The 19,093-nt window shown below is 62.9% G+C and carries 18 protein-coding genes and 3 pseudogenes; 11 read left to right on the plus strand and 10 right to left on the minus strand.

Translation table 11 applies throughout. The features are described from left to right. Nucleotides 1–76: 76 nt before the first annotated feature. Nucleotides 77–1,600, plus strand: coding sequence for a phospholipase D family protein (locus tag M5G11_RS22215; protein ID WP_273912735.1), 1,524 nt, complete (start codon nucleotides 77–79; stop codon nucleotides 1,598–1,600). On the opposite strand, the gene M5G11_RS22220 is transcribed toward M5G11_RS22215, so the two are convergent. Then, nucleotides 1,597–2,742, minus strand: coding sequence for an MFS transporter (locus M5G11_RS22220; protein ID WP_273912689.1), 1,146 nt, complete (start codon nucleotides 2,740–2,742; stop codon nucleotides 1,597–1,599). The genes M5G11_RS22215 and M5G11_RS22220 overlap by 4 nt on opposite strands. 113 nt (nucleotides 2,743–2,855) lie before the next feature. Then, a pseudogene (locus M5G11_RS22225) lies at nucleotides 2,856–4,350 on the minus strand (aldehyde dehydrogenase). Between the two features lie 194 nt (nucleotides 4,351–4,544). On the opposite strand from M5G11_RS22225, the gene M5G11_RS22230 reads away from it, so the two are divergent. Next, nucleotides 4,545–4,907, plus strand: a complete 363-nt coding sequence (locus M5G11_RS22230) for a cupin domain-containing protein (RefSeq protein ID WP_273912691.1) — start codon at nucleotides 4,545–4,547, stop codon at nucleotides 4,905–4,907. An 83-nt stretch (nucleotides 4,908–4,990) separates the two neighbouring features. Here the strand turns inward: M5G11_RS22230 and rpmG are convergent, their stop codons facing one another. Together rpmG and rpmB are read right to left on the minus strand one after the other, a co-directional pair. After that, nucleotides 4,991–5,146 carry a 50S ribosomal protein L33 gene (rpmG, locus tag M5G11_RS22235; protein ID WP_010225867.1) on the minus strand — a complete coding sequence of 52 codons (156 nt, stop codon included), beginning with the start codon at nucleotides 5,144–5,146 and terminating at the stop codon, nucleotides 4,991–4,993. Nucleotides 5,147–5,157: 11 nt separating this feature from the next. Continuing rightward, nucleotides 5,158–5,394 carry a 50S ribosomal protein L28 gene (gene rpmB / locus M5G11_RS22240; protein ID WP_010225868.1) on the minus strand — a complete coding sequence of 79 codons (237 nt, stop codon included), beginning with the start codon at nucleotides 5,392–5,394 and terminating at the stop codon, nucleotides 5,158–5,160. Nucleotides 5,395–5,756: 362 nt separating this feature from the next. Between rpmB and M5G11_RS22245 the strand changes: the two genes are divergently transcribed. Further along, entirely contained in the window at nucleotides 5,757–7,346 is a 1,590-nt protein-coding gene (locus M5G11_RS22245; RefSeq protein ID WP_273912692.1) for an ABC transporter substrate-binding protein, read from the plus strand. Here the strand turns inward: M5G11_RS22245 and radC are convergent. Beyond that, complete coding sequence (gene radC / locus M5G11_RS22250; RefSeq protein ID WP_273912693.1) at nucleotides 7,336–8,016, minus strand: RadC family protein; 681 nt, start codon at nucleotides 8,014–8,016, stop codon at nucleotides 7,336–7,338. The two genes, M5G11_RS22245 and radC, sit on opposite strands and share 11 nt — an antisense overlap. Nucleotides 8,017–8,152: 136 nt before the next feature. Here radC and coaBC point away from each other — a divergent pair, with 136 nt between their 5' ends. The 5 genes and pseudogenes from coaBC (at nucleotide 8,153) to M5G11_RS22275 (ending at nucleotide 12,604) form a co-directional block, all read left to right on the plus strand. After that, the gene (gene coaBC, locus M5G11_RS22255; protein WP_273912736.1) at nucleotides 8,153–9,361 is read left to right on the plus strand and encodes a bifunctional phosphopantothenoylcysteine decarboxylase/phosphopantothenate--cysteine ligase CoaBC; all 1,209 of its coding nucleotides are present in this window, start codon (nucleotides 8,153–8,155) and stop codon (nucleotides 9,359–9,361) included. A 6-nt stretch (nucleotides 9,362–9,367) separates the two neighbouring features. Then, nucleotides 9,368–9,823, plus strand: a complete 456-nt coding sequence (gene dut, locus M5G11_RS22260; protein WP_273912694.1) for a dUTP diphosphatase — start codon at nucleotides 9,368–9,370, stop codon at nucleotides 9,821–9,823. Between the two features lie 136 nt (nucleotides 9,824–9,959). Beyond that, nucleotides 9,960–11,333, plus strand: a pseudogene (locus M5G11_RS22265) (phosphomannomutase/phosphoglucomutase); the annotation flags it as partial. A 31-nt stretch (nucleotides 11,334–11,364) separates the two neighbouring features. Next, entirely contained in the window at nucleotides 11,365–12,270 is a 906-nt protein-coding gene (gene argB / locus M5G11_RS22270; RefSeq protein ID WP_273912695.1) for an acetylglutamate kinase, read from the plus strand. 130 nt (nucleotides 12,271–12,400) lie between these two features. Continuing rightward, entirely contained in the window at nucleotides 12,401–12,604 is a 204-nt protein-coding gene (locus tag M5G11_RS22275) for a hypothetical protein (protein ID WP_273912696.1), read from the plus strand. A gap of 48 nt (nucleotides 12,605–12,652) precedes the next feature. Here M5G11_RS22275 and pyrE read toward each other — a convergent pair whose 3' ends face one another. Continuing rightward, complete coding sequence (gene pyrE, locus M5G11_RS22280) at nucleotides 12,653–13,294, minus strand: orotate phosphoribosyltransferase (RefSeq protein WP_273912697.1); 642 nt, start codon at nucleotides 13,292–13,294, stop codon at nucleotides 12,653–12,655. Nucleotides 13,295–13,374: 80 nt separating this feature from the next. On the opposite strand from pyrE, the gene M5G11_RS22285 reads away from it, so the two are divergent. Further along, the gene (locus M5G11_RS22285; RefSeq protein WP_116552496.1) at nucleotides 13,375–14,154 is read left to right on the plus strand and encodes an exodeoxyribonuclease III; all 780 of its coding nucleotides are present in this window, start codon (nucleotides 13,375–13,377) and stop codon (nucleotides 14,152–14,154) included. A gap of 94 nt (nucleotides 14,155–14,248) precedes the next feature. On the opposite strand, the pseudogene M5G11_RS22290 reads toward M5G11_RS22285, so the two are convergent. Both M5G11_RS22290 and rph read right to left on the minus strand, forming a co-directional pair. Then, a pseudogene (locus tag M5G11_RS22290) lies at nucleotides 14,249–14,569 on the minus strand (DUF4870 domain-containing protein); the annotation flags it as partial. 19 nt (nucleotides 14,570–14,588) lie between these two features. Next, nucleotides 14,589–15,311, minus strand: coding sequence for a ribonuclease PH (rph, locus tag M5G11_RS22295; protein WP_273912699.1), 723 nt, complete (start codon nucleotides 15,309–15,311; stop codon nucleotides 14,589–14,591). Between the two features lie 254 nt (nucleotides 15,312–15,565). On the opposite strand from rph, the gene M5G11_RS22300 reads away from it, so the two are divergent. Both M5G11_RS22300 and gmk read left to right on the plus strand, forming a co-directional pair. Then, complete coding sequence (locus tag M5G11_RS22300; RefSeq protein WP_273912700.1) at nucleotides 15,566–16,429, plus strand: YicC/YloC family endoribonuclease; 864 nt, start codon at nucleotides 15,566–15,568, stop codon at nucleotides 16,427–16,429. Nucleotides 16,430–16,442: 13 nt separating this feature from the next. Next, nucleotides 16,443–17,102 carry a guanylate kinase gene (gmk, locus tag M5G11_RS22305; RefSeq protein WP_273925362.1) on the plus strand — a complete coding sequence of 220 codons (660 nt, stop codon included), beginning with the start codon at nucleotides 16,443–16,445 and terminating at the stop codon, nucleotides 17,100–17,102. Here gmk and M5G11_RS22310 read toward each other — a convergent pair. Both M5G11_RS22310 and M5G11_RS22315 read right to left on the minus strand, forming a co-directional pair. Continuing rightward, a complete protein-coding gene (locus M5G11_RS22310) occupies nucleotides 17,044–18,552 on the minus strand; it encodes an APC family permease (RefSeq protein ID WP_337994928.1) in 1,509 nt (502 codons plus the stop codon). The genes gmk and M5G11_RS22310 overlap by 59 nt on opposite strands. Nucleotides 18,553–18,661: 109 nt before the next feature. Then, on the minus strand, nucleotides 18,662–19,093 hold a 432-nt coding region (locus M5G11_RS22315; protein WP_273925364.1), incomplete at its 5' end, for a gamma-glutamyl-gamma-aminobutyrate hydrolase family protein.

Here is a 19,093-nt window from a genome sequence, read left to right on the forward strand (position 1 = left end):
TGCGGTCCACACAGACAACCCCTGTGCTCAAGGACACCCCGTTTTGACCAATCACCGGGCCCTGCCCTTCCTGCTGATGCTGGCACTCGCCCTGGGCGGGTGCGCCAGCCTTGGCCCGCCCCGCGTCATCAGCCAGGCAATGCCGGCCGGCGACTCGGCGTTCGGCCGCTCGGTGCAGCGCCAGGCCTCGGCCTATGACGGGCGCTCCGGCTTTCGCCTGCTGCCCAACAGCAACGAGGCGTTCCGCGCCCGTGCCGAGCTGATACGCAACGCCCAGAGCAGCATCGACCTGCAGTACTACATCGTCCACGATGGCCTCAGCACCCGCGCCTTGCTCCAGGAACTGCTGCTGGCGGCCGACCGCGGGGTGCGCGTGCGTATCCTGCTCGACGACACCACCAGCGACGACCTGGAGGACGCCATGGGCACCATGGCGGCGCACCCGAACATCCAGATCCGCGTGTTCAACCCGCTGCAGCTGGGCCGCAGTACCGGGGTGACGCGAGCCGTCGGCCGCCTGTTCAACCTGTCACTGCAACACCGGCGCATGCACAACAAGCTGTTCCTGGTGGACAACAGCATGGCCATCGTCGGCGGGCGCAACCTGGGTGACGAGTATTTCGACGCCGAGCCGAACCTCAACTTCACCGACATCGACCTGCTCGGTGTCGGGCCGGTGGCCGAGCAGCTCGGGCACAGTTTCGACCAGTACTGGAACAGCGCCCTGAGCCGGCCGATCAACGATTTTTTCTACTTCCAGCCTGACGCCGACGACCTGCGCGCCAGCCGCCAGCGCCTGGAGGCCTGGCTGGCTGATGCGAAAATCAAGCGCAAGGCGCTGTATGAGCGGCTGATGGCCTACCAGACCCATCCACGCCTGGATGTCTGGCGCAACGAGCTGATCTGGGCGCACAACCAGGCATTGTGGGATGCCCCAAGCAAGGTGCTGGCCCGGGATGAACCCGACCCCCAACTGCTGCTGACCCAGCAACTGGCGCCGCAGATGAACAGCGTGCAGCACGAGCTGATCCTGATTTCGGCGTATTTCGTGCCGGGAGAAACCGGCCTGCTGTACCTGACCAGCCGCGCCGATGCCGGGGTCTCGGTCGACCTGCTGACCAATTCACTGGAGGCCACCGATGTACCTGCCGTGCACGGCGGCTATGCGCCCTACCGCAAGGCCTTGCTGGAACACGGGGTGAAGTTGCATGAACTGCGCCGCCAGCCAGGTGAGCCGAGCAGTGGCAGGCTCCACCATTTCGGCGGCTCGTCCGATTCCAGCCTGCACAGCAAGGCCATCGTCTTCGACCGGCAGAAAACCTTTATCGGCTCGTTCAACTTCGACCCGCGTTCAGTGTTGTGGAACACCGAGGTCGGCGTACTGGTCGACAGCCCGGAGCTGGCCGAATACACCCGCGACCTGGCCGTACAAGGCATGGCCCCGGCCCTCAGCTACCAACCACGCCTGCAAGACGGCCAACTGGTCTGGGTAACCGAGGACAACGGCCAACTGCACACCCTGACCACCGAACCCGGCGGCCTGTGGCGCCGCTTCAATGCCTGGATCAGCAAGGCCGTTGGCCTGGAACAGATGCTCTAGCCCTGCGCGGTCGCCGGCTCGAACGCATTCGGTCGACGCGCCAGCAGCACCAGGCCGAAGGCCCCGGCCGCCATCAGCAGCGGCAGTGCATGACCACTGACCCATTGGCTGCCGGCCCCTGCCGCCAGCGGGCCGATCAGGCAGCCGATACCCCAGAGTTGCGCAACATGGGCATTCGCCCGCACCAGCGCATCATCGCGAAAACGCTCGCCGATCAGCACCAGCGACAGGGTGAACAAACCACCGGCACTGGCCCCGAACAGCACCCACAATGGCCAGATCAGCGGCGTGTGCATCAGCACCGGAATGGCCAGGCTCGAGACCAGCAACGTCACCGCACAGCCACCGAACAGGGTCTTGCGTGACATGCGGTCGGCCAGCGCGCCAATCGGCAGTTGCAACAGCGCATCGCCCACCACCACGGTGCTGACCATGAACAGCGCCACCTCTGCCGTGAACCCTTGCTGCAGGCAATACACCGGCAACAAGGTGAGGATCATCGCTTCGAACGCCGCGAACAAGGCAATCGCCCAGGCGATCACCGGCAGGTTCTTGCAGAAGCCGACCAGGTCGCGCAGGCTGACCGAGTGCGCCTCACTGGTCGGCGCCCCGTCTCGCCCGAGCAAGGCCAACGGCGCCACCAGCAACAGCCCGGCGCCGATCCACAGGCCCAGGTCGTCTTCCGACCCGACCAGCCCGAGCAACAGCGGGCCCGCCAGTTGGCTCAGCGCATAGCTGCTGCCATACAAGGCCACCAGCCGCCCGCGCCACTGTTCGACCACCAGTTGGTTGATCCAGCTTTCGCCGAGGATGAACACGATGGTCAGGATCATCCCGATCAGCAGGCGCAGCAGCAGCCACACCGGGTAGCTGGGCAACAGCGCCACCAGGGCGATGGACAGTGCCCCGGCCAGCAGGCACAGGCGCATCAGGGTTGGCGTGCCGAAACGCGCCGCCAAACGGCTGGACAGGCTCGCACCGACCAGGACGCCAATGGCCGGCATCGCCGCCATCACGCCGATGGCGAAGCTGCCGTAACCCCAGCTTTCCAGGCGCAGCGATACCAGCGGCATGCTCATGCCCAGCGCCAGGCCGACGCTGAGCACCGCCGACAACACGGCGAAATAGGTCCCCCAGCGCATCTCGTGCTCCTGTGCGGGTGTTAAATGCATCGCGGGACGAGCCCACTCCCCCAAGGTCATGCAACAACCCTGTGGGAGCGGGCGCGTCCCGCGATTAGGTCAGGCTGGTTGGGTTACAGCTTGATCCAGGTCGCCTTGAGTTCGGTGTACTTGTCCAGCGCGTGCAGCGATTTGTCGCGACCGTTGCCCGACTGCTTGAAGCCGCCAAACGGTGCGGTCATGTCACCACCGTCGTACTGGTTGATCCAGACGCTGCCAGCGCGCAGGGCACGGGCGGTGTGGTGGGCCTTGGAGATGTTCGAGGTCCATACACCGGCAGCCAGGCCGTACGGAGTGTCGTTGGCGATGGCGATGGCTTCTTCGACGGTGTCGAAGGTGATCACCGACAGCACTGGGCCGAAGATTTCTTCCTTGGCGATGCGCATGGCGTTGTTCACGCCGTCGAAGATGGTCGGTTCGACGTAGGTGCCGCCGGTCTCTTCGAGGATGCGCTTGCCGCCCACCAGCAGCTTGGCGCCATCGCTGTGGCCTGCTTCGATGTAGGACAGCACGGTGTTCATCTGCTGGGTATCGACCAGGGCACCGACGGTGGTGGCCGGGTCTAGCGGGTTGCCCTGGTTTCCAGGCTTTCAGGGCTTCCAGCACCATCGGCAGGAACTGCGCCTTGATCGAGCGCTCCACCAGCAGGCGCGAACCGGCAATGCACACTTCGCCCTGGTTGAAGGCGATGGCAGCAGCGGCGGCTTCGGCGGCGGCCTTGAGGTCAGGGGCATCAGCGAAGACGATGTTCGGGCTCTTGCCGCCGGCTTCCAGCCAGACGCGCTTCATGTTCGACTCACCGGCGTAGATCATCAATTGCTTGGCGATCTTGGTAGAACCGGTAAACACCAGGGTGTCCACATCCATGTGCAGGGCCAGGGCCTTGCCAACGGTGTGGCCGAAGCCTGGCAGTACGTTCAGCACACCCGCCGGAATACCGGCTTCGATGGCCAGCTGGGCAATGCGGATTGCGGTCAGGGGCGATTTCTCGGACGGCTTGAGGATCACCGAGTTACCGGTGGCCAGCGCGGGGCCGAGTTTCCAGCACGCCATCATCAGTGGAAAGTTCCACGGCACAATGGCCGCGACCACGCCCACAGGCTCACGGGTAACCAGGCCAAGCTGGTCGGGCGGGGTCGCAGCAACTTCGTCATACACCTTGTCGATGGCTTCGCCGTTCCAGCGCAGCGCCTGGGCAGCACCCGGCACGTCGATGTTCAGCGAGTCGCTGATCGGCTTGCCCATGTCCAGGGTTTCCAGCAGGGCCAGCTCTTCGACGTTCGCCTTGAGCAGCGCGGCGAAGCGGATCAGCGTGGCTTTGCGCTTGGCCGGGGCCAGGCGCGACCAGACGCCGGAATCGAAGGTGGCGCGGGCGTTTTCCACGGCGCGGTTGGCGTCGGCTTCGTCGCAGCTGGCGATCTGTGCCAGGAGGCGTCCGTCGACCGGGCTCAGGCACTCGAACGTGGCATTGGAAACGGCGGCGGTGTACTCACCATTGATGAAAGCACGGCCTTCGATCTTCAGTTGCTGGGCGCGTTGTTCCCAGTCCGCACGAGTCAGGGTGGTCATACGAAACTCCTCTTGTTGAGATGCAGTGCCGCACGAGGGGCCACAGGCACTGTCAGAAATTCTGCCGGAGCGAGAGTGCTCTACGGGCACCCGCCACCCTAAACTACTGGGGGCCAGATTATCAATATATTTGACATTACATCGCCAAATGCCTATCGATGTGCAGTTTATTTAACAAAAAGGGAAGCAATTGCATGAATATTGATCAGATCATCGACATTGCCCAGGTCCTGAACGACGCCGAGCGCTACCGTCCGGCCGCCGAAAAAGTGCTCAAGGGCGACCCTGAACAAGCAGTCTTCAACCAGTACTCCAGCCCGTGCGATCAGTTCGCGGCCGGTGTCTGGGAGGGCGCGGTGGGCCAGTGGACGGTCAATTACACCGAGCACGAGTACTGCGAGATTCTCCAGGGCGTGTCCGTGCTGCGTGACGGCGAAGGCACTGCCAAGACCCTGCGCGCCGGTGACCGCTTCGTGATCCCGGCCGGGTTCAAGGGCACCTGGGAAGTGCTGGAGCCGTGCCGCAAGATCTATGTGATGTTCGAGCCGAAGCAGTAAGCCTGCCGGGCCGCCCTCGTCGCCGGCCCATAAAAAAAGGCCCGCATCCTAGGATGCGGGCCTTTTTTCGTCAGCCGGATCAATTACTTGATCTTGGCTTCCTTGTAGATCACGTGCTTGCGAACAACCGGATCGAATTTTTTGATTTCGATTTTGTCCGGAGTAGTGCGCTTGTTCTTGTCGGTGGTGTAGAAGTGGCCGGTATTAGCGGTCGACACCAGACGGATCAATTCACGCATGATTCTCTCCCTTAGACCTTAGCGCCGTTACGGCGAATGTCGACCAGAACGGCATCAATGCCGCGCTTGTCGATGATGCGCATGCCTTTGGCAGAAACGCGCAGACGCACGAAACGCTTCTCGGACTCGACCCAGAAGCGATGATGCTGCAGGTTCGGCAGGAAACGACGACGGGTTTTGTTGTTTGCGTGGGAAATGTTATTCCCGGTTACCGGACCCTTACCGGTAACTTGACAGACTCTCGACATGCCTCAGCCCTCTAAAACCACATGCCCAACCCGGCATGGGTTGGCCGCTTAATCTCTCAGTCTTTGGCGCTAGGCGCCGTGTTTCTTCAGGGTCTTATCGGCTAGATCAGCTGATGCGACAAACCGAGCCCCTAGAAAAGAGCGCTGCTTTATACCAGAAAGACCAAAGCACAACAACACAAGTTGCAATCTACCTGAATGCTTTACGCTGCCGCGCGCCGTGGCTGGGGGCTTGCGCGGCCACCGACCACTCGTCGCAGAAATAGGAAAAAAGACATTGGCCATTTCCAATCTTGCGCACTAGGGTAGGACTTTTCCAGACTGCGCCGGCAGATGGGCCATCGTTCAGCCAAGGAGTCCCCATGCGTCCTGCCGTTTTCCCCCTGTTGCTCGCCGCCCTGCTCGGCCCCGCGATATCCCAGGCCGCCGCGCTGAGCGTGTGCACAGAGGCCAGCCCGGAAGGCTTCGACGTGGTGCAATATAACTCACTGACCACCACCAATGCCTCCGCCGATGTACTGATGAACCGCCTGGTGGAGTTCGACGCGACCAGCGGCAAGGTGGTGCCCAGCCTGGCCGAGAGCTGGACCGTGTCGCCCGACGGCCTGGTCTACGACTTCAAGCTGCGTGCCGGGGTGAAATTCCACAGCACCGCCTATTTCAAGCCCGGCCGTACCCTGGATGCCGACGACGTGCTGTTCAGCTTCCAGCGCATGATTTACCCGGCGCACTCCTGGCACAAGATCGCCCAGAGCGGTTACCCCCATGCCCAGTCGCTGCAGCTGCCAAGCCTGATCAAGCAGATCGAGACCCCGGACCCGCTGACCGTGCGCTTCACCCTCGACCACGCCGACGCGACCTTCCTCGCCACCCTGAGCATGGGCTTTGCCTCGATCTACTCGGCCGAGTACGCCGACCAGTTGCTCAAGGCCGGGACGCCGGAGAAGCTCAACAGCCAGCCCATCGGCACCGGACCATTCGTTTTCAACCGTTTCCAGAAGGATGCGGTGGTGCGCTATCGAGCCAACCCGGACTACTTCGCGGGCAAGCCGGCCATCGACCCGCTGGTGTTCGCCATCACCCCGGATGCCAACGTGCGCCTGCAAAAGCTCAAGCGCAACGAGTGCCAGATTGCGCTCTCGCCAAAGCCCCTGGACATCGCTGCGGCCAGCACTGACTCAACATTGAAAATCGCGAAAACAGAAGCCTTCATGACGGCATTTGTTGCGATCAACAGCCAGCACCCTCCTTTTGACAAAGTCGAAGTGCGCCAGGCCATCAACCTGGCGTTCGACAAGGCCAGCTACCTCAAGGCAGTGTTTGAAGACACCGCAGTGGCCGCCAACGGCCCTTACCCACCGAACACCTGGAGCTACGCCAAGGACTTGCCCGGCTACCCCTACGATCAGGACAAGGCCCGCGAACTGCTGAAAAAAGCCGGTTTGGCAGAAGGCTTCAGCACCACGATCTGGACCCGCCCGTCGGGCAGCCTGCTCAACCCCAACCCGAGCCTCGGCGCGCAACTGCTCCAGGCCGACCTGGCCAAGGTCGGCATCAAGGCCGAGATCCGCGTGATCGAATGGGGCGAGCTGATCCGCCGTGCCAAGGCGGCCGAGCACGACTTGCTGTTCATGGGCTGGGCAGGCGACAACGGCGACCCGGACAACTTCCTCAGCCCGCAATTTGCCTGCGCAGCGGTCAAGTCCGGGACCAACTTCGCGCGCTACTGCGACAGCCGCCTGGACCAGTTGATCAGCGCCGGCAAGACCACCACCGACCAGAGCGTGCGCAGCCGCCTGTACCAGCAGGCCCAGGCGCAGATCCAGCAGCAGGCCCTGTGGCTGCCACTGGCGCACCCAACCGCCGCAGCGCTGATGCGCCAGGGCGTGGAGGGTTATCAGGTGAGCCCGTTCGGTCGCCAGGACTTTGCCGGGGTTACGCTCAAGCCTTGAGCCAGCCGTGCTCGACCATCGACAGCGGCTCTCCGTCGCCGATGATGATGTGGTCGAGCACGCGCACCTCTACCAGCCCCAGGGCTTCCTTGAGCTGCAGGGTCATGTGCAGGTCGGCCTGACTCGGCTCGGGCACCCCGGAGGGGTGGTTGTGACACAGGATCAAGGCCGCCGCGTTGTGCGCCAGGGAACGCTTGACCACCTCCCGCGGGTACACCCGCGCACTGTCGATGGAGCCGCGAAACAGGATCTCGAAGCCCAGCGGCCGCTGCTTGGTGTCCAGAAACAGGCAAGCAAACGCCTCGCTCGACTCGTGGCGCAGCATCGCCTTGAGGTACCGGCGCACCGCAGCCGGGCTGCACAGGGCCGGCTCACGCTCGATGGTCTCTGCCAGGTGGCGCCGACCGATTTCCATCACCGCCTGCAACTGGGTGTATTTGGCAGGCCCCAGGCCGAGCTCGCCAAGGAAGGTGGACATGTCCGCCTCCATCAAGGCCCTGAGGCCGCCGAACTTCTTCAGCAGGCAACGCGCCAGATCGACCGCGCTTTTGCCGGCCACCCCGGTTCGCAAAAAAACCGCCAGCAATTCCGCATCGGAAAGGCTTGCCGCCCCGCATTGCAACAACCGCTCCCGTGGACGTTCCGCCACCGGCCATTCCCTGATGCTCATTGCATGCCTCCCTGTCTATCCGTTGCTGCTCCCGGTTTCAGCGCTGTGCTAATCTAGCCGCCTCATTTTTGCGCGACGAACCGGCCTGGGGAGGCGTCGTCGTCGCGTGCAAACACTGATCAACAAAGGCAAGCCTATGCAGCGGCTGTATCGGAAACGCATTGTTCTCGGCGTCGGCGGCGGTATTGCCGCCTACAAGAGCGCCGAGCTGGTTCGCCGACTTCTGGACCACGGTGCCCAGGTGCGCGTGGTCATGACCCGTGGCGGGGCGGAGTTCATTACCCCCCTGACCATGCAGGCCCTGTCCGGGCACCCTGTGCACATGGACCTATTGGACCCCGCTGCCGAAGCGGCGATGGGCCACATCGAACTGGCCAAATGGGCCGACCTGGTGCTGATTGCCCCAGCCACCGCCGACCTGATCGCGCGCCTGGCCCAAGGCGTGGCCGACGACCTGCTGACCACCCTGGTGCTGGCCACCGACGCCACCGTGGCCGTGGCCCCGGCCATGAACCAGGCCATGTGGCGCGACCCGGCCACCCAGGCCAACCTCGAGCTGCTGCAAAGCCGGCAGATCCAGGTGTTCGGCCCGGCGTCGGGCAGCCAGGCCTGCGGTGACGTCGGCCTTGGCCGCATGCTCGAGGCCACTGAGCTGGCCTGGTGCGCCGCCGAAACCTTCCAGCGCCAGTCGCTGACCGGCAAGCACGTGCTGATTACCGCCGGCCCGACCCAGGAAAACATCGACCCGGTGCGCTACATCACCAACCACAGCTCCGGCAAGATGGGCTTTGCCCTGGCCGAAGCGGCGGCCGAAGCCGGCGCCCGCGTGACCCTGGTCACCGGCCCGGTGCACCTGCCGACCCCGGACCGGGTCACGCGCATCGACGTGGTCAGCGCCCGCGACATGCTCGCGGCCTGCGAAGCGGCCATCCCCTGCGACCTGTTCATCGCCTCGGCAGCGGTAGCGGACTACCGCCCAGAGGTCGTTGCACCACAAAAATTGAAGAAAGACCCTACGACCGGTGACGGCCTGTTGCTGCAGATGGTCCGCAACCCGGACATCCTCGCCACCATCGCCACCCGTGCAGACCGCCCGTTCAGCGTCGGCTTCGCCGCCGAGACCGAACACCTGCTCGATTACGCCGCGCGCAAGCTCAAGGACAAGAACCTCGACCTGATCGTCGCCAACGATGTGGCCAACCCCAGCATCGGCTTCAACAGCGAGGAAAACGCCGTCAGCGTGATCGACCGCCAACTCCACGAAACCCTCTTCGCGCAGACCAGCAAGGGCAAGATCGCCCGTCAGTTGGTCGCTTTTATCGCCGAACGTCTCAACCAGGTTTAATTTCGCATGCACGCTCTACAAGCCAAGATCCTCGACCCGCGCATCGGCGCCGAATTCCCGCTGCCGCAGTACGCCACCCCAGGCTCGGCCGGCCTCGACCTGCGCGCCATGCTCAAGGAAGACACCGTCCTTGAGCCGGGCCAGACCGTCCTGATCCCCACCGGCCTGTCGATCTACGTCGGCGACCCGGGCCTGGCGGCACTGATCCTGCCGCGCTCGGGCCTGGGCCACAAACACGGCATCGTGCTCGGCAACCTGGTCGGCCTGATCGACTCCGACTACCAGGGCGAACTGATGGTGTCGTGCTGGAACCGTGGCAACACCGCCTTCACCATCACCATCGGCGAACGCATCGCCCAACTGGTGCTGGTGCCGGTGGTGCAGGCACATTTCGACATCGTCGAGACCTTCGACGAAACCCAGCGTGGCGCGGGCGGCTTCGGGCATTCGGGCACCAACTGAGCCTGACACCCAGCTGCTGACCGCCAAGGATGGCGAACTCTCTGGCGATATTGCCGTCCAAGCGTTCAGTTTGAGCCTGCAGCGAAAGCCTTGGAAATTGGAGCTCCCAGAGATGAACGACATGGCACACCTGGTACCCGCACTGCCTGAAAGCATCTTCCGCGCCTACGATATTCGTGGCGTGGTCGGTGACACCCTGAGCGCCGAGACCGCCTACTGGATCGGCCGCGCCATCGGTGCACAAAGCCTGGCCCAGGGCGAACCCGACGTGTCGGTCGGCCGTGATGGCCGCCTGTCCGGCCCCCTGCTGGTCGAACAACTGATCAAGGGCCTGGTCGAAGCTGGCTGTCGCGTCAGCGACGTCGGCCTGGTCCCTACCCCTGCCCTGTATTTCGCCGCCAACGTGCTTGCCGGCAAATCCGGGGTGATGCTCACCGGTAGCCACAACCCGTCGAACTACAACGGTTTCAAGATCGTCATTGCCGGCGACACCCTGGCCAATGAACAGATCCAGGCCCTGCTCACCCGCCTGAAAAACAGCGACCTGAGCCGTGGCGAAGGCAGCGTGCACAAGGTCGAGATCCTTGACCGCTACTTCCAGCAGATCGTCGGCGACATCAAGCTGGCCAAGCGCCTGAAGGTGGTCGTGGACTGCGGCAACGGCGCCGCCGGGGTGATTGCCCCGCAGTTGATCGAAGCCCTGAACTGCGAAGTGATCCCGCTGTTCTGCGAGGTGGACGGCAACTTCCCCAACCACCACCCGGACCCGGGCAAGCCGGAAAACCTGGTCGACCTGATCGCCAAGGTGAAGGAAACCGGCGCCGACATCGGCCTGGCCTTCGACGGTGACGGCGACCGCGTCGGCGTGGTGACCAATACCGGCAGCATCGTCTACCCGGACCGTCTGCTGATGCTGTTCGCCAAGGACGTATTGGCCCGCAACCCCGGCGCCGAAATCATCTTCGACGTCAAATGCACCCGGCGCCTGCTGCCGTTGATCGAGCAATATGGCGGCCGCGCGCTAATGTGGAAGACCGGTCATTCGTTGATCAAGAAGAAGATGAAACAGACCGGCGCCCTGCTCGCCGGTGAGATGAGCGGGCACATCTTCATCAAGGAACGCTGGTACGGCTTCGACGACGGCATCTACAGCGCTGCGCGTCTGCTGGAGATCCTCAGCCAGGAGCAGATCGACGCCGAAACGCTGTTCGCCGGCTTCCCGAACGATATTTCCACGCCCGAAATCAACATTGATGTGACGGACGAGGGTAAATTCAGCATCATTGCTGCACTGCAACGCGACGCCGACTGGGGCGAAGCCAACCTGACCACCATCGATGGTGTGCGGGTCGACTATGCCCATGGCTGGGGCCTGGTGCGCGCCTCCAATACCACGCCGGTACTGGTGCTGCGCTTCGAGGCTGACACTGACGCCGAACTGCAACGCATCAAGGACGTCTTCCACGCCCAGTTGAAGCGTGTTGCCCCCGACTTGCAATTACCGTTCTGACCGACCCTTAGTTCCACCATTGGAGCCCTGCATGACCCTCGATCGCGATGCCGCCACCCATGTCGCCCAGGTACTGTCCGAAGCGCTGCCGTATATCCGACGCTTTGTCGGCAAGACCCTGGTGATCAAGTACGGCGGCAACGCGATGGAGAGCGAAGAGCTCAAGACCGGCTTTGCCCGCGACATCGTGCTGATGAAGGCCGTGGGCATCAACCCGGTGGTCGTGCACGGTGGCGGCCCGCAGATCGGTGACCTGCTCAAGCGTCTATCGATTGAAAGCCACTTCATCGACGGCATGCGCGTCACTGATGCGCAGACCATGGACGTGGTCGAGATGGTACTGGGCGGCCAGGTGAACAAGGACATCGTCAACCTGATCAACCGCCATGGCGGCAGCGCCATCGGCCTGACGGGCAAGGATGCCGAGCTGATTCGCGCGAAGAAGCTCACCGTCACCCGCCAGACCCCGGAAATGACCACCCCGGAAATCATCGACATCGGCCATGTCGGCGAAGTGGTCGGGGTGAACACCGACCTGCTGAACATGCTGGTGAAGGGCGATTTCATTCCGGTGATCGCGCCAATCGGCGTGGGTGCCAATGGCGAGTCGTACAACATCAACGCCGACCTGGTAGCGGGCAAGGTTGCCGAGGCACTGAAAGCCGAGAAGCTGATGCTGCTGACCAACATCGCCGGCCTGATGGACAAGCAAGGCACCGTGCTGACCGGGCTGACCACCGAGCAAGTCAACGAACTGATCGCCGACGGCACCATCTACGGCGGCATGCTGCCGAAGATCCGCTGTGCACTGGAAGCGGTCCAGGGCGGGGTCAACAGCTCGCACATCATTGACGGTCGCGTACCGAATGCGGTGCTGCTGGAGATCTTCACCGACAGCGGCGTGGGTACCCTGATCAGCAACTGCAAGCCACGCTGAATACCCTGTGGGAGCGGGCGAGTCCCGCCCTCACAAGTCGGATCCGTCCTACTGCCTTGAAGGAAAAGGACTACCGCGCTTCTGATTGAGTTTGCCTTAGGCTCGAATCTTCCCCACCGGAGATCCGACCATGGCTCAGAAAGACTTTGTCCCTTACGGCAGTGACGTTTCGGCTGGTTCCTACGAATGTGTCGATTGCGGTCGCGGCTATTCGAACCAGAGCAAGACCTCGATGCCTCCCTGCCCCAACCTCGACCGGCTGCCGCATACCCTGATGGGTTGGCGGATTCTCACCGGGCAAGGTGATGCAGTAGGCGATCCGTACCCCGAGTAAGAAACGCGACCACAAAAAAGGCGACCCTCAGGTCGCCTTTTTCATGCATCAGATACCGTATTGCGCCCGGTAGGCTTCTACCGCCGGTAAATGCTGCTGGAGCGCCGGGTCATCGGCGAGGAACTCCAGCACCTGAGTCAGCGAAACGATGCTGACCACCGGAATACCGAAGTCGCGCTCCACTTCCTGGATCGCCGACAGCTCACCATTGCCACGCTCCTGACGGTTCAGCGCGATCAACACGCCCGCCGCCTTGGCCTGCTGGCTCTGGATGATCTGCATGACCTCACGGATGGCAGTGCCCGCCGTGATCACGTCATCGATGATCAGCACCTCGCCGGTCAGCGGTGCGCCAACCAGGCTGCCGCCCTCACCGTGAGCCTTGGCTTCCTTGCGGTTGAAACACCACGGCAGGTCCAGGTCATGATGCTCGGCCAGGGCCACGGCAGTGGTAGCCGCCAGTGGAATACCCTTGTAGGCCGGGCCGAACAGCACGTCGAACGGGATCTTGCTGTCGACGATCGCCGCCGCATAGAACCGACCGAGCTGGGCCAGGGCCGAACCGCTGTTGAACAGGCCGGCATTGAAGAAATACGGGCTGGTGCGACCCGACTTGAGAGTGAACTCACCGAAACGCAGAACCCCGCGATCGATGGCAAAACGAATGAATTCGCGCTGATACGGCTGCATGTAGAGTCCCGGATACCACGGATTTAGCTAATTGAGTACAGCTCGGGTATCATACACGCACGAGATTTTTGGGGCCATTTATGCGGATCATCAGTGTGAACGTTAATGGCATTCAGGCTGCCGTTGAGCGAGGTTTGCTCAGCTGGCTACAAGCCCAGAATGCCGACGTCATCTGCCTACAGGATACCCGCGCCTCGGCCTTTGAACTCGACGATCCAGCTTTCCAGCTCGATGGCTACTTCCTTTATGCCTGCGACGCAGAAGTTCCCGCCCAAGGCGGCGTGGCACTTTATTCGCGGTTGCAGCCCAAGGCAGTCATCAGCGGCCTGGGCTTCGAGACAGCCGATCGCTACGGGCGATACCTGCAAGCCGATTTCGACAAAGTCAGTATTGCTACCTTGCTGCTGCCTTCCGGGCAGAACGGCGATGAAGACTTGAACCAGAAATTCAAGTTGATGGACGATTTTGGCAAGTACCTGGACAAGCAGCGACGCAAGCGTCGTGAGTACATCTATTGCGGCTCGTTGTATGTGGCGCAGCAGAAGCTTGACGTGAAAAACTGGCGCGACGGCCAGCAGTCGCCGGGTTTCCTGGCGCCTGAGCGGGCCTGGATGGACGAGATCGTCGGCAACATGGGCTATGTGGATGCCCTGCGTGAAGTCAGCCGTGAAGGTGACCAGTACAGCTGGTGGCCCGACAACGAGCAGGCCGAGATGCTCAACCTGGGCTGGCGTTTCGACTACCAGCTGCTGACCCCGGGCCTGCGCCGCTTCGTGCGTAGCGCGCGCTTGCCGCGTCAGCCACGCTTCTCCCAGCATGCGCCACTGATCGTGGACTATGACTGGACGCTGACGATCTGATCGTCCAGCTGCAAAAAAGCCGACTGTGAGGTCGGCTTTTTTGTGGGTGCAATCTTTGCAACCCGGTTGTCTGTAGCCGCTGCCGAGAGGCTGCGCTCACCTTCACCGCGGCATAGATAGTCAGCACGATCGCGCCAATCACCACCACCGGGAACAACAGGCCGCCGATCAACAGCGCCGCCGTCACCACACAGAGCATCGCCGCAATCGTCACGGTGATCTGGAAGTTCAGCACTTCCTTGCCCTGCGCATCGATATACGGGTCCAGGTCCTTCTTCCACAACCACAGCAACACCGGCGCAACCAGGTTGCCGAACGGGAAGAACAACCCGACCACGGCCGACAGGTGACACAACATCGCCCATTTGCGCGCTTCTTCACCGGGCAGTGGCAATGCAATCGGCTCGTCGGCCATGACAGCTCCTTGGGGTGAATCAGTCAGCCAGCGAGGCCTGCTGCAGTTCGAACAGGTCGGTCATGCCCTTCTGTGCCAGCGCCAGCATGGCGTTGAGCTCTTCAGGCTGGAACGGCGCGCCCTCGGCAGTGCCCTGCACTTCAATGAAACCACCAGCGCTGGTCATGACCACGTTCAGGTCAGTCTCGGCGGCCGAGTCTTCCAGGTAGTCGAGGTCGAGTACCGCTTCGCCCTTGTACATGCCGACCGATACGGCGGCAATCATGTGCTTGAGCGGGTCGCCACCTTTCAGGCCGCCACGTTTCTTGACCACACGCAGGGCATCAACCAGCGCCACCATGGCACCGGTGATCGATGCGGTGCGGGTGCCGCCATCAGCCTGGATCACGTCGCAGTCGACGTACAGGGTGATGTCGCCGAGCTTGCTCATGTCCAGCGCAGCGCGCAGGGAACGGCCGATCAGGCGCTGGATTTCGAGGGTACGGCCGCCTTGCTTGCCACGGCTGGCTTCACGCTGGTTACGCTCGCCGGTCGAACGCGGCAGCATGCCGTATTCAGCGGTCAGCCAACCCTGGCCCTGGCCTTTGAGGAAGCGTGGAACACCATTTTCGACGCTGACCGTGCAGACGACTTTGGTGTCGCCAAACTCGACCAGTACCGACCCCTCGGCGTGCTTGGTGTAGTTGCGGGTGATGCGGATCGAGCGGAGCTGATCGGCAGCGCGACCACTTGGACGTTTCATTTGGGAGTACCTGTACTGGGCTTTAAATCTTGCCGAGCATTATAGAGTGCCGGGCGCCTGCTGGACATGCCCGCTCGCGAATCGGCACGACTCAGGGGTTTTAATGCCCGTTACATAGGCATTGGTCGGGATTTGCCTACGCCCTGCACAGACTTTGTACCATCAGTTAATTGGGAGCCGGCCGCGCACTGCGCTACAATCCTGCGCCTTTGCAGCCGTTTGGCTTCCCTTCTACTTTCTGCGAGGTACTTCCCATGGTGCACAGCATGACCGCCTTCGCCCGCGCTGAACGCGCCGGGGCCCAAGGCACCCTCATCTGGGAACTGCGCTCGGTCAACCACCGCTACCTGGAGCCGCACCTGCGCCTGCCGGAATCCTTGCGCGACCTCGAAGGCTCCGTGCGCGAAGCCCTGCGCCAGGGCCTGTCGCGCGGCAAGGTGGAATGCACCCTGCGCTTCAACGAGGAAAACGCCGGCAAGCCGCTGCAGGTAGACCGTGAACGCGCCGCGCAACTGGTTGCCGCCGCCGAGACCGTCGCCAGCCTGATCCAGCAGCCGGCACCGCTCAACCCGTTGGAAGTGCTGGCCTGGCCTGGCGTGCTGGTGGGCGATGCGACTGATCCGCAAGCCCTCAACAGCGCCGCCACGGCGCTGTTTGAAGAAGCCTTGAAGGAATTGAAGAACGGCCGTCAGCGCGAAGGCAGCGAGCTGGCCCGCCTGATCAACGAGCGCCTGGACAGCATGAGCCAGGAAGTCACCACCCTGCGCGCACTGGTGCCGCAGATGCTCGCTACCCAGCGCCAGAAGGTCCTCGACCGCTTCCACGACATGCAGGCCGAACTCGACCCGCAGCGCCTGGAGCAGGAAATGGTCCTGCTCGCGCAGAAGAGCGATGTCGCCGAAGAGCTCGACCGCCTCGCCACCCATGTGGCCGAAGTGCGTCGCGTGCTCAAGTCTGGCGGCGCAGCTGGCCGGCGCCTGGACTTCCTGATGCAGGAACTCAACCGCGAAGCCAACACCCTGGGCTCCAAAGCCTTCGACCCACGCAGCACCCAATCGGCGGTCAACCTCAAGGTACTGATCGAGCAGATGCGTGAACAAGTACAGAACATCGAGTAAGGCCACCCCCACCATGAATCACTGCAGCGGCACCCTGTTTATCGTCTCGGCCCCTTCGGGCGCCGGCAAGACCAGCCTGGTCAAGGCCCTCACCGACGACCTGAACCACATTCGCGTCTCGGTTTCGCACACCACCCGCGCCATGCGCCCAGGCGAGCACGACGGGGTGAACTATCACTTCGTCGCCCGTGAGCAGTTCGATCAGATGATTGAGCAGGGCGACTTCCTCGAGCAGGCCGAAGTGTTCGGCAACTGCTACGGAACCTCGCGCAGCGCGCTGCAGCAGACCCTCGACCAAGGCCTGGACCTGATCCTGGAAATCGACTGGCAGGGTGCACAACAAGTGCGTGAGCTGATGCCGGAGGCGCGCTCGATCTTCATTCTGCCGCCAAGCCAGCAGGCGCTGCGTCAGCGCCTGACCAACCGTGGCACCGACAGCGATGAAATCATCGAGGGGCGCATGCGCGAAGCGGTTAGCGAGATGGAGCATTACGACGAGTACGAGTTCGTCATCATCAACGACGACTTCGCCACTGCCCTGGAAGACCTCAAGGCGGTGTTCCGTGCCAACCGCCTGCTGCAGTCGCAACAGCAACTGCGTCACGGTGAGCTGCTCAAGCAACTGCTGGCTGGCGTGACCACAGCATCAGCACGATGCCCAGCAGCAGAATGATCATCGCGATCACGAACACCAGCCCCAACCCCCCTACATGAGAACCGCTGCCGAACGACGGCGAAGCGCTGTCGATGGCCGTCTGCACGAAGATCACCGAGAGAATGCCGCCACCGAGCAGCGGGCACAGGCCACGCAGCAGGAAGTGACGCAGGCTGTCGGTCAGGCTGTGGCGGAAGTACCAGACACAGGCGAAGGCGGTCAGCGAATAGTAGAAGCAGATCATCATGCCCAGGGCAGTGATGGTGTCAGCCAGGACGTTCTCGCTCAGGGTGCGCATGGTCACGTAGAACACACCGGCGGCAACCCCTGCGCAGATGGTGGCGTAGCGTGGCGTTTGCGAGCGCGGGCAGATGTTGGCAAAACGCTGCGGCACGGCGCCGTAGTAGCCCATGGCAAGCAGCGTGCGCGCCGGGGAAACGAAGGTCGACTGCAACGACGCAGCGGTGCTGGCCAGCACCGCGATGGACATCAGGATCGCCAGCGGGCCCATGACGGGGCCGGCCAGGTGCGCAAAGACGTTTTCCTGAATGCGCGGGTTGCCCAGGCCCAGGCCGATGTCGCCGATACCGGCAAATTGCAGCGTGGCAATCGCCGTGACCAGGTACAGGCCAAGGATCAGCAACACGGTCAGGGTCGCGGCACGGCCCGGCACTTCTTCACTGCCGACCGACTCTTCACTGACGGTCAGGCATACATCCCAACCCCAGAAGATGAAGATCGACAGCGACAGGCCGGCGGTGAACGCCGAGAACGACTCGACGCCAAACGGGTTGAACCAGTCGGCGTCGAACGCCAGCGGTGGCGCTTCCATCGAGCCGCCAAACGCGGCGATCGCAAAGCCCACGAGTACAACCAACTGTAGGGCCACCAGTGCATATTGCACCGTCATGGTCGTGCCGATTCCGCGGCAGCAGATCCACACGGCCATGGCGATGAAGATGCAGCAGGTGGTTACGTTTATCAGCAAATTGTCGGCAAGCGCGGCAATTGCATGGTCCCCCGTGAGTTGCCCGAGGAACAGATAGAAGAAGTCGACCGCCACCCCAGCGAGGTTGGACAGTACGATAGTGGTCGCCGTGACCAGGCCCCAGCCGCCGATCCAGCCGATCATCGGGCCGAACGCCCGCGCCGACCAGGTGAAGGAGGTGCCGCTGTCCGGTTCCGCCGCGTTCAGCTCGCGGTAGCCCAGGGCAACCAGCAGCATCGGCAGGAAGCCGACAATGAAGACCGCCGGCAGGTGCTGGCCGACTTCGCGCACGGTCGGGCCGAGCGCGCCGGTGAGGGTGTACACCGGTGCAATGGTGGAGATGCCCAGCACAATGCTGGCCAGCAGTCCGAGCCGGCCCTTGGCCAGCCCCTTGGACTTCGATGGTACGCTCGTACCATCTGCCTGAGCGCAAGCAGCCCCCGTACCGGGTGGCCGGCCTGCTTCAGTGTAATTACTCATGAGTTTGCCGCCGCTATTGGTATTGTTTTTCAGGACGCCCCATCTGGCATCCGCTTTCACTCAATGAATCTGTTGTCTGGTGCTGCAATCCGGTGTTAGCCGGGTGACCTTATAGGGCCTCCTCCCGGTAACGTTGTCCGGCCGCATGGGCCAGGCAGGCTTCGCGGAACGCCTTGAACAGGCGCAGCGAAACCGGGTTGTCGAGGAAGCGCCATTCCGGGTGCCATTGCACGCCGAGCACAAAGCCGGGTGCGTCCTCCATGGACACCGCTTCGATCAGCCCGTCCGGAGCCAGGGCTTCGGCGCGCAAGCCGTCAGCCAGGCGGTCGATGCCTTGGCTGTGCAGCGAGTTGACCATGAAGCTCGCCGGCAGACCCAGCTGTTCGAATTTCCCCCCTGCCTGCACATGCACCAGGTGACGCGGGCTGTACTGCTCTTCCAGCGGCGCGTCGTGCGGCTCGCGGTGGTCAAGGTAGCCCGGCAGTTCCTGGACACGTTGATGCAGGGTGCCGCCCAGGCTGACGTTCAGCTCCTGGAAACC

This window comes from Pseudomonas fontis (assembly GCF_028656955.1).
Lineage (GTDB): Bacteria > Pseudomonadota > Gammaproteobacteria > Pseudomonadales > Pseudomonadaceae > Aquipseudomonas > Aquipseudomonas fontis.

What these genes read in the sequence shown, in the direction of transcription:
- pyrE (WP_273912697.1), bottom strand. Translation starts at nt 13,294, where the DNA reads ATGCAGCCGTATCAGCGCGAATTCATTCGTTTTGCCATCGATCGCGGG.
- M5G11_RS22215 (WP_273912735.1), top strand. Translation starts at nt 77, where the DNA reads ATGCTGGCACTCGCCCTGGGCGGGTGCGCCAGCCTTGGCCCGCCCCGC.
- rph (WP_273912699.1), bottom strand. Translation starts at nt 15,311, where the DNA reads ATGAAACGTCCAAGTGGTCGCGCTGCCGATCAGCTCCGCTCGATCCGC.
- dut (WP_273912694.1), top strand. Translation starts at nt 9,368, where the DNA reads ATGCACGCTCTACAAGCCAAGATCCTCGACCCGCGCATCGGCGCCGAA.
- rpmG (WP_010225867.1), bottom strand. Translation starts at nt 5,146, where the DNA reads ATGCGTGAATTGATCCGTCTGGTGTCGACCGCTAATACCGGCCACTTC.
- coaBC (WP_273912736.1), top strand. Translation starts at nt 8,153, where the DNA reads ATGCAGCGGCTGTATCGGAAACGCATTGTTCTCGGCGTCGGCGGCGGT.
- M5G11_RS22300 (WP_273912700.1), top strand. Translation starts at nt 15,566, where the DNA reads ATGGTGCACAGCATGACCGCCTTCGCCCGCGCTGAACGCGCCGGGGCC.
- gmk (WP_273925362.1), top strand. Translation starts at nt 16,443, where the DNA reads ATGAATCACTGCAGCGGCACCCTGTTTATCGTCTCGGCCCCTTCGGGC.
- rpmB (WP_010225868.1), bottom strand. Translation starts at nt 5,394, where the DNA reads ATGTCGAGAGTCTGTCAAGTTACCGGTAAGGGTCCGGTAACCGGGAAT.
- M5G11_RS22245 (WP_273912692.1), top strand. Translation starts at nt 5,757, where the DNA reads ATGCGTCCTGCCGTTTTCCCCCTGTTGCTCGCCGCCCTGCTCGGCCCC.
- argB (WP_273912695.1), top strand. Translation starts at nt 11,365, where the DNA reads ATGACCCTCGATCGCGATGCCGCCACCCATGTCGCCCAGGTACTGTCC.
- M5G11_RS22310 (WP_337994928.1), bottom strand. Translation starts at nt 18,552, where the DNA reads ATGAGTAATTACACTGAAGCAGGCCGGCCACCCGGTACGGGGGCTGCT.
- M5G11_RS22285 (WP_116552496.1), top strand. Translation starts at nt 13,375, where the DNA reads ATGCGGATCATCAGTGTGAACGTTAATGGCATTCAGGCTGCCGTTGAG.
- M5G11_RS22220 (WP_273912689.1), bottom strand. Translation starts at nt 2,742, where the DNA reads ATGCGCTGGGGGACCTATTTCGCCGTGTTGTCGGCGGTGCTCAGCGTC.
- M5G11_RS22230 (WP_273912691.1), top strand. Translation starts at nt 4,545, where the DNA reads ATGAATATTGATCAGATCATCGACATTGCCCAGGTCCTGAACGACGCC.
- M5G11_RS22275 (WP_273912696.1), top strand. Translation starts at nt 12,401, where the DNA reads ATGGCTCAGAAAGACTTTGTCCCTTACGGCAGTGACGTTTCGGCTGGT.
- radC (WP_273912693.1), bottom strand. Translation starts at nt 8,016, where the DNA reads ATGAGCATCAGGGAATGGCCGGTGGCGGAACGTCCACGGGAGCGGTTG.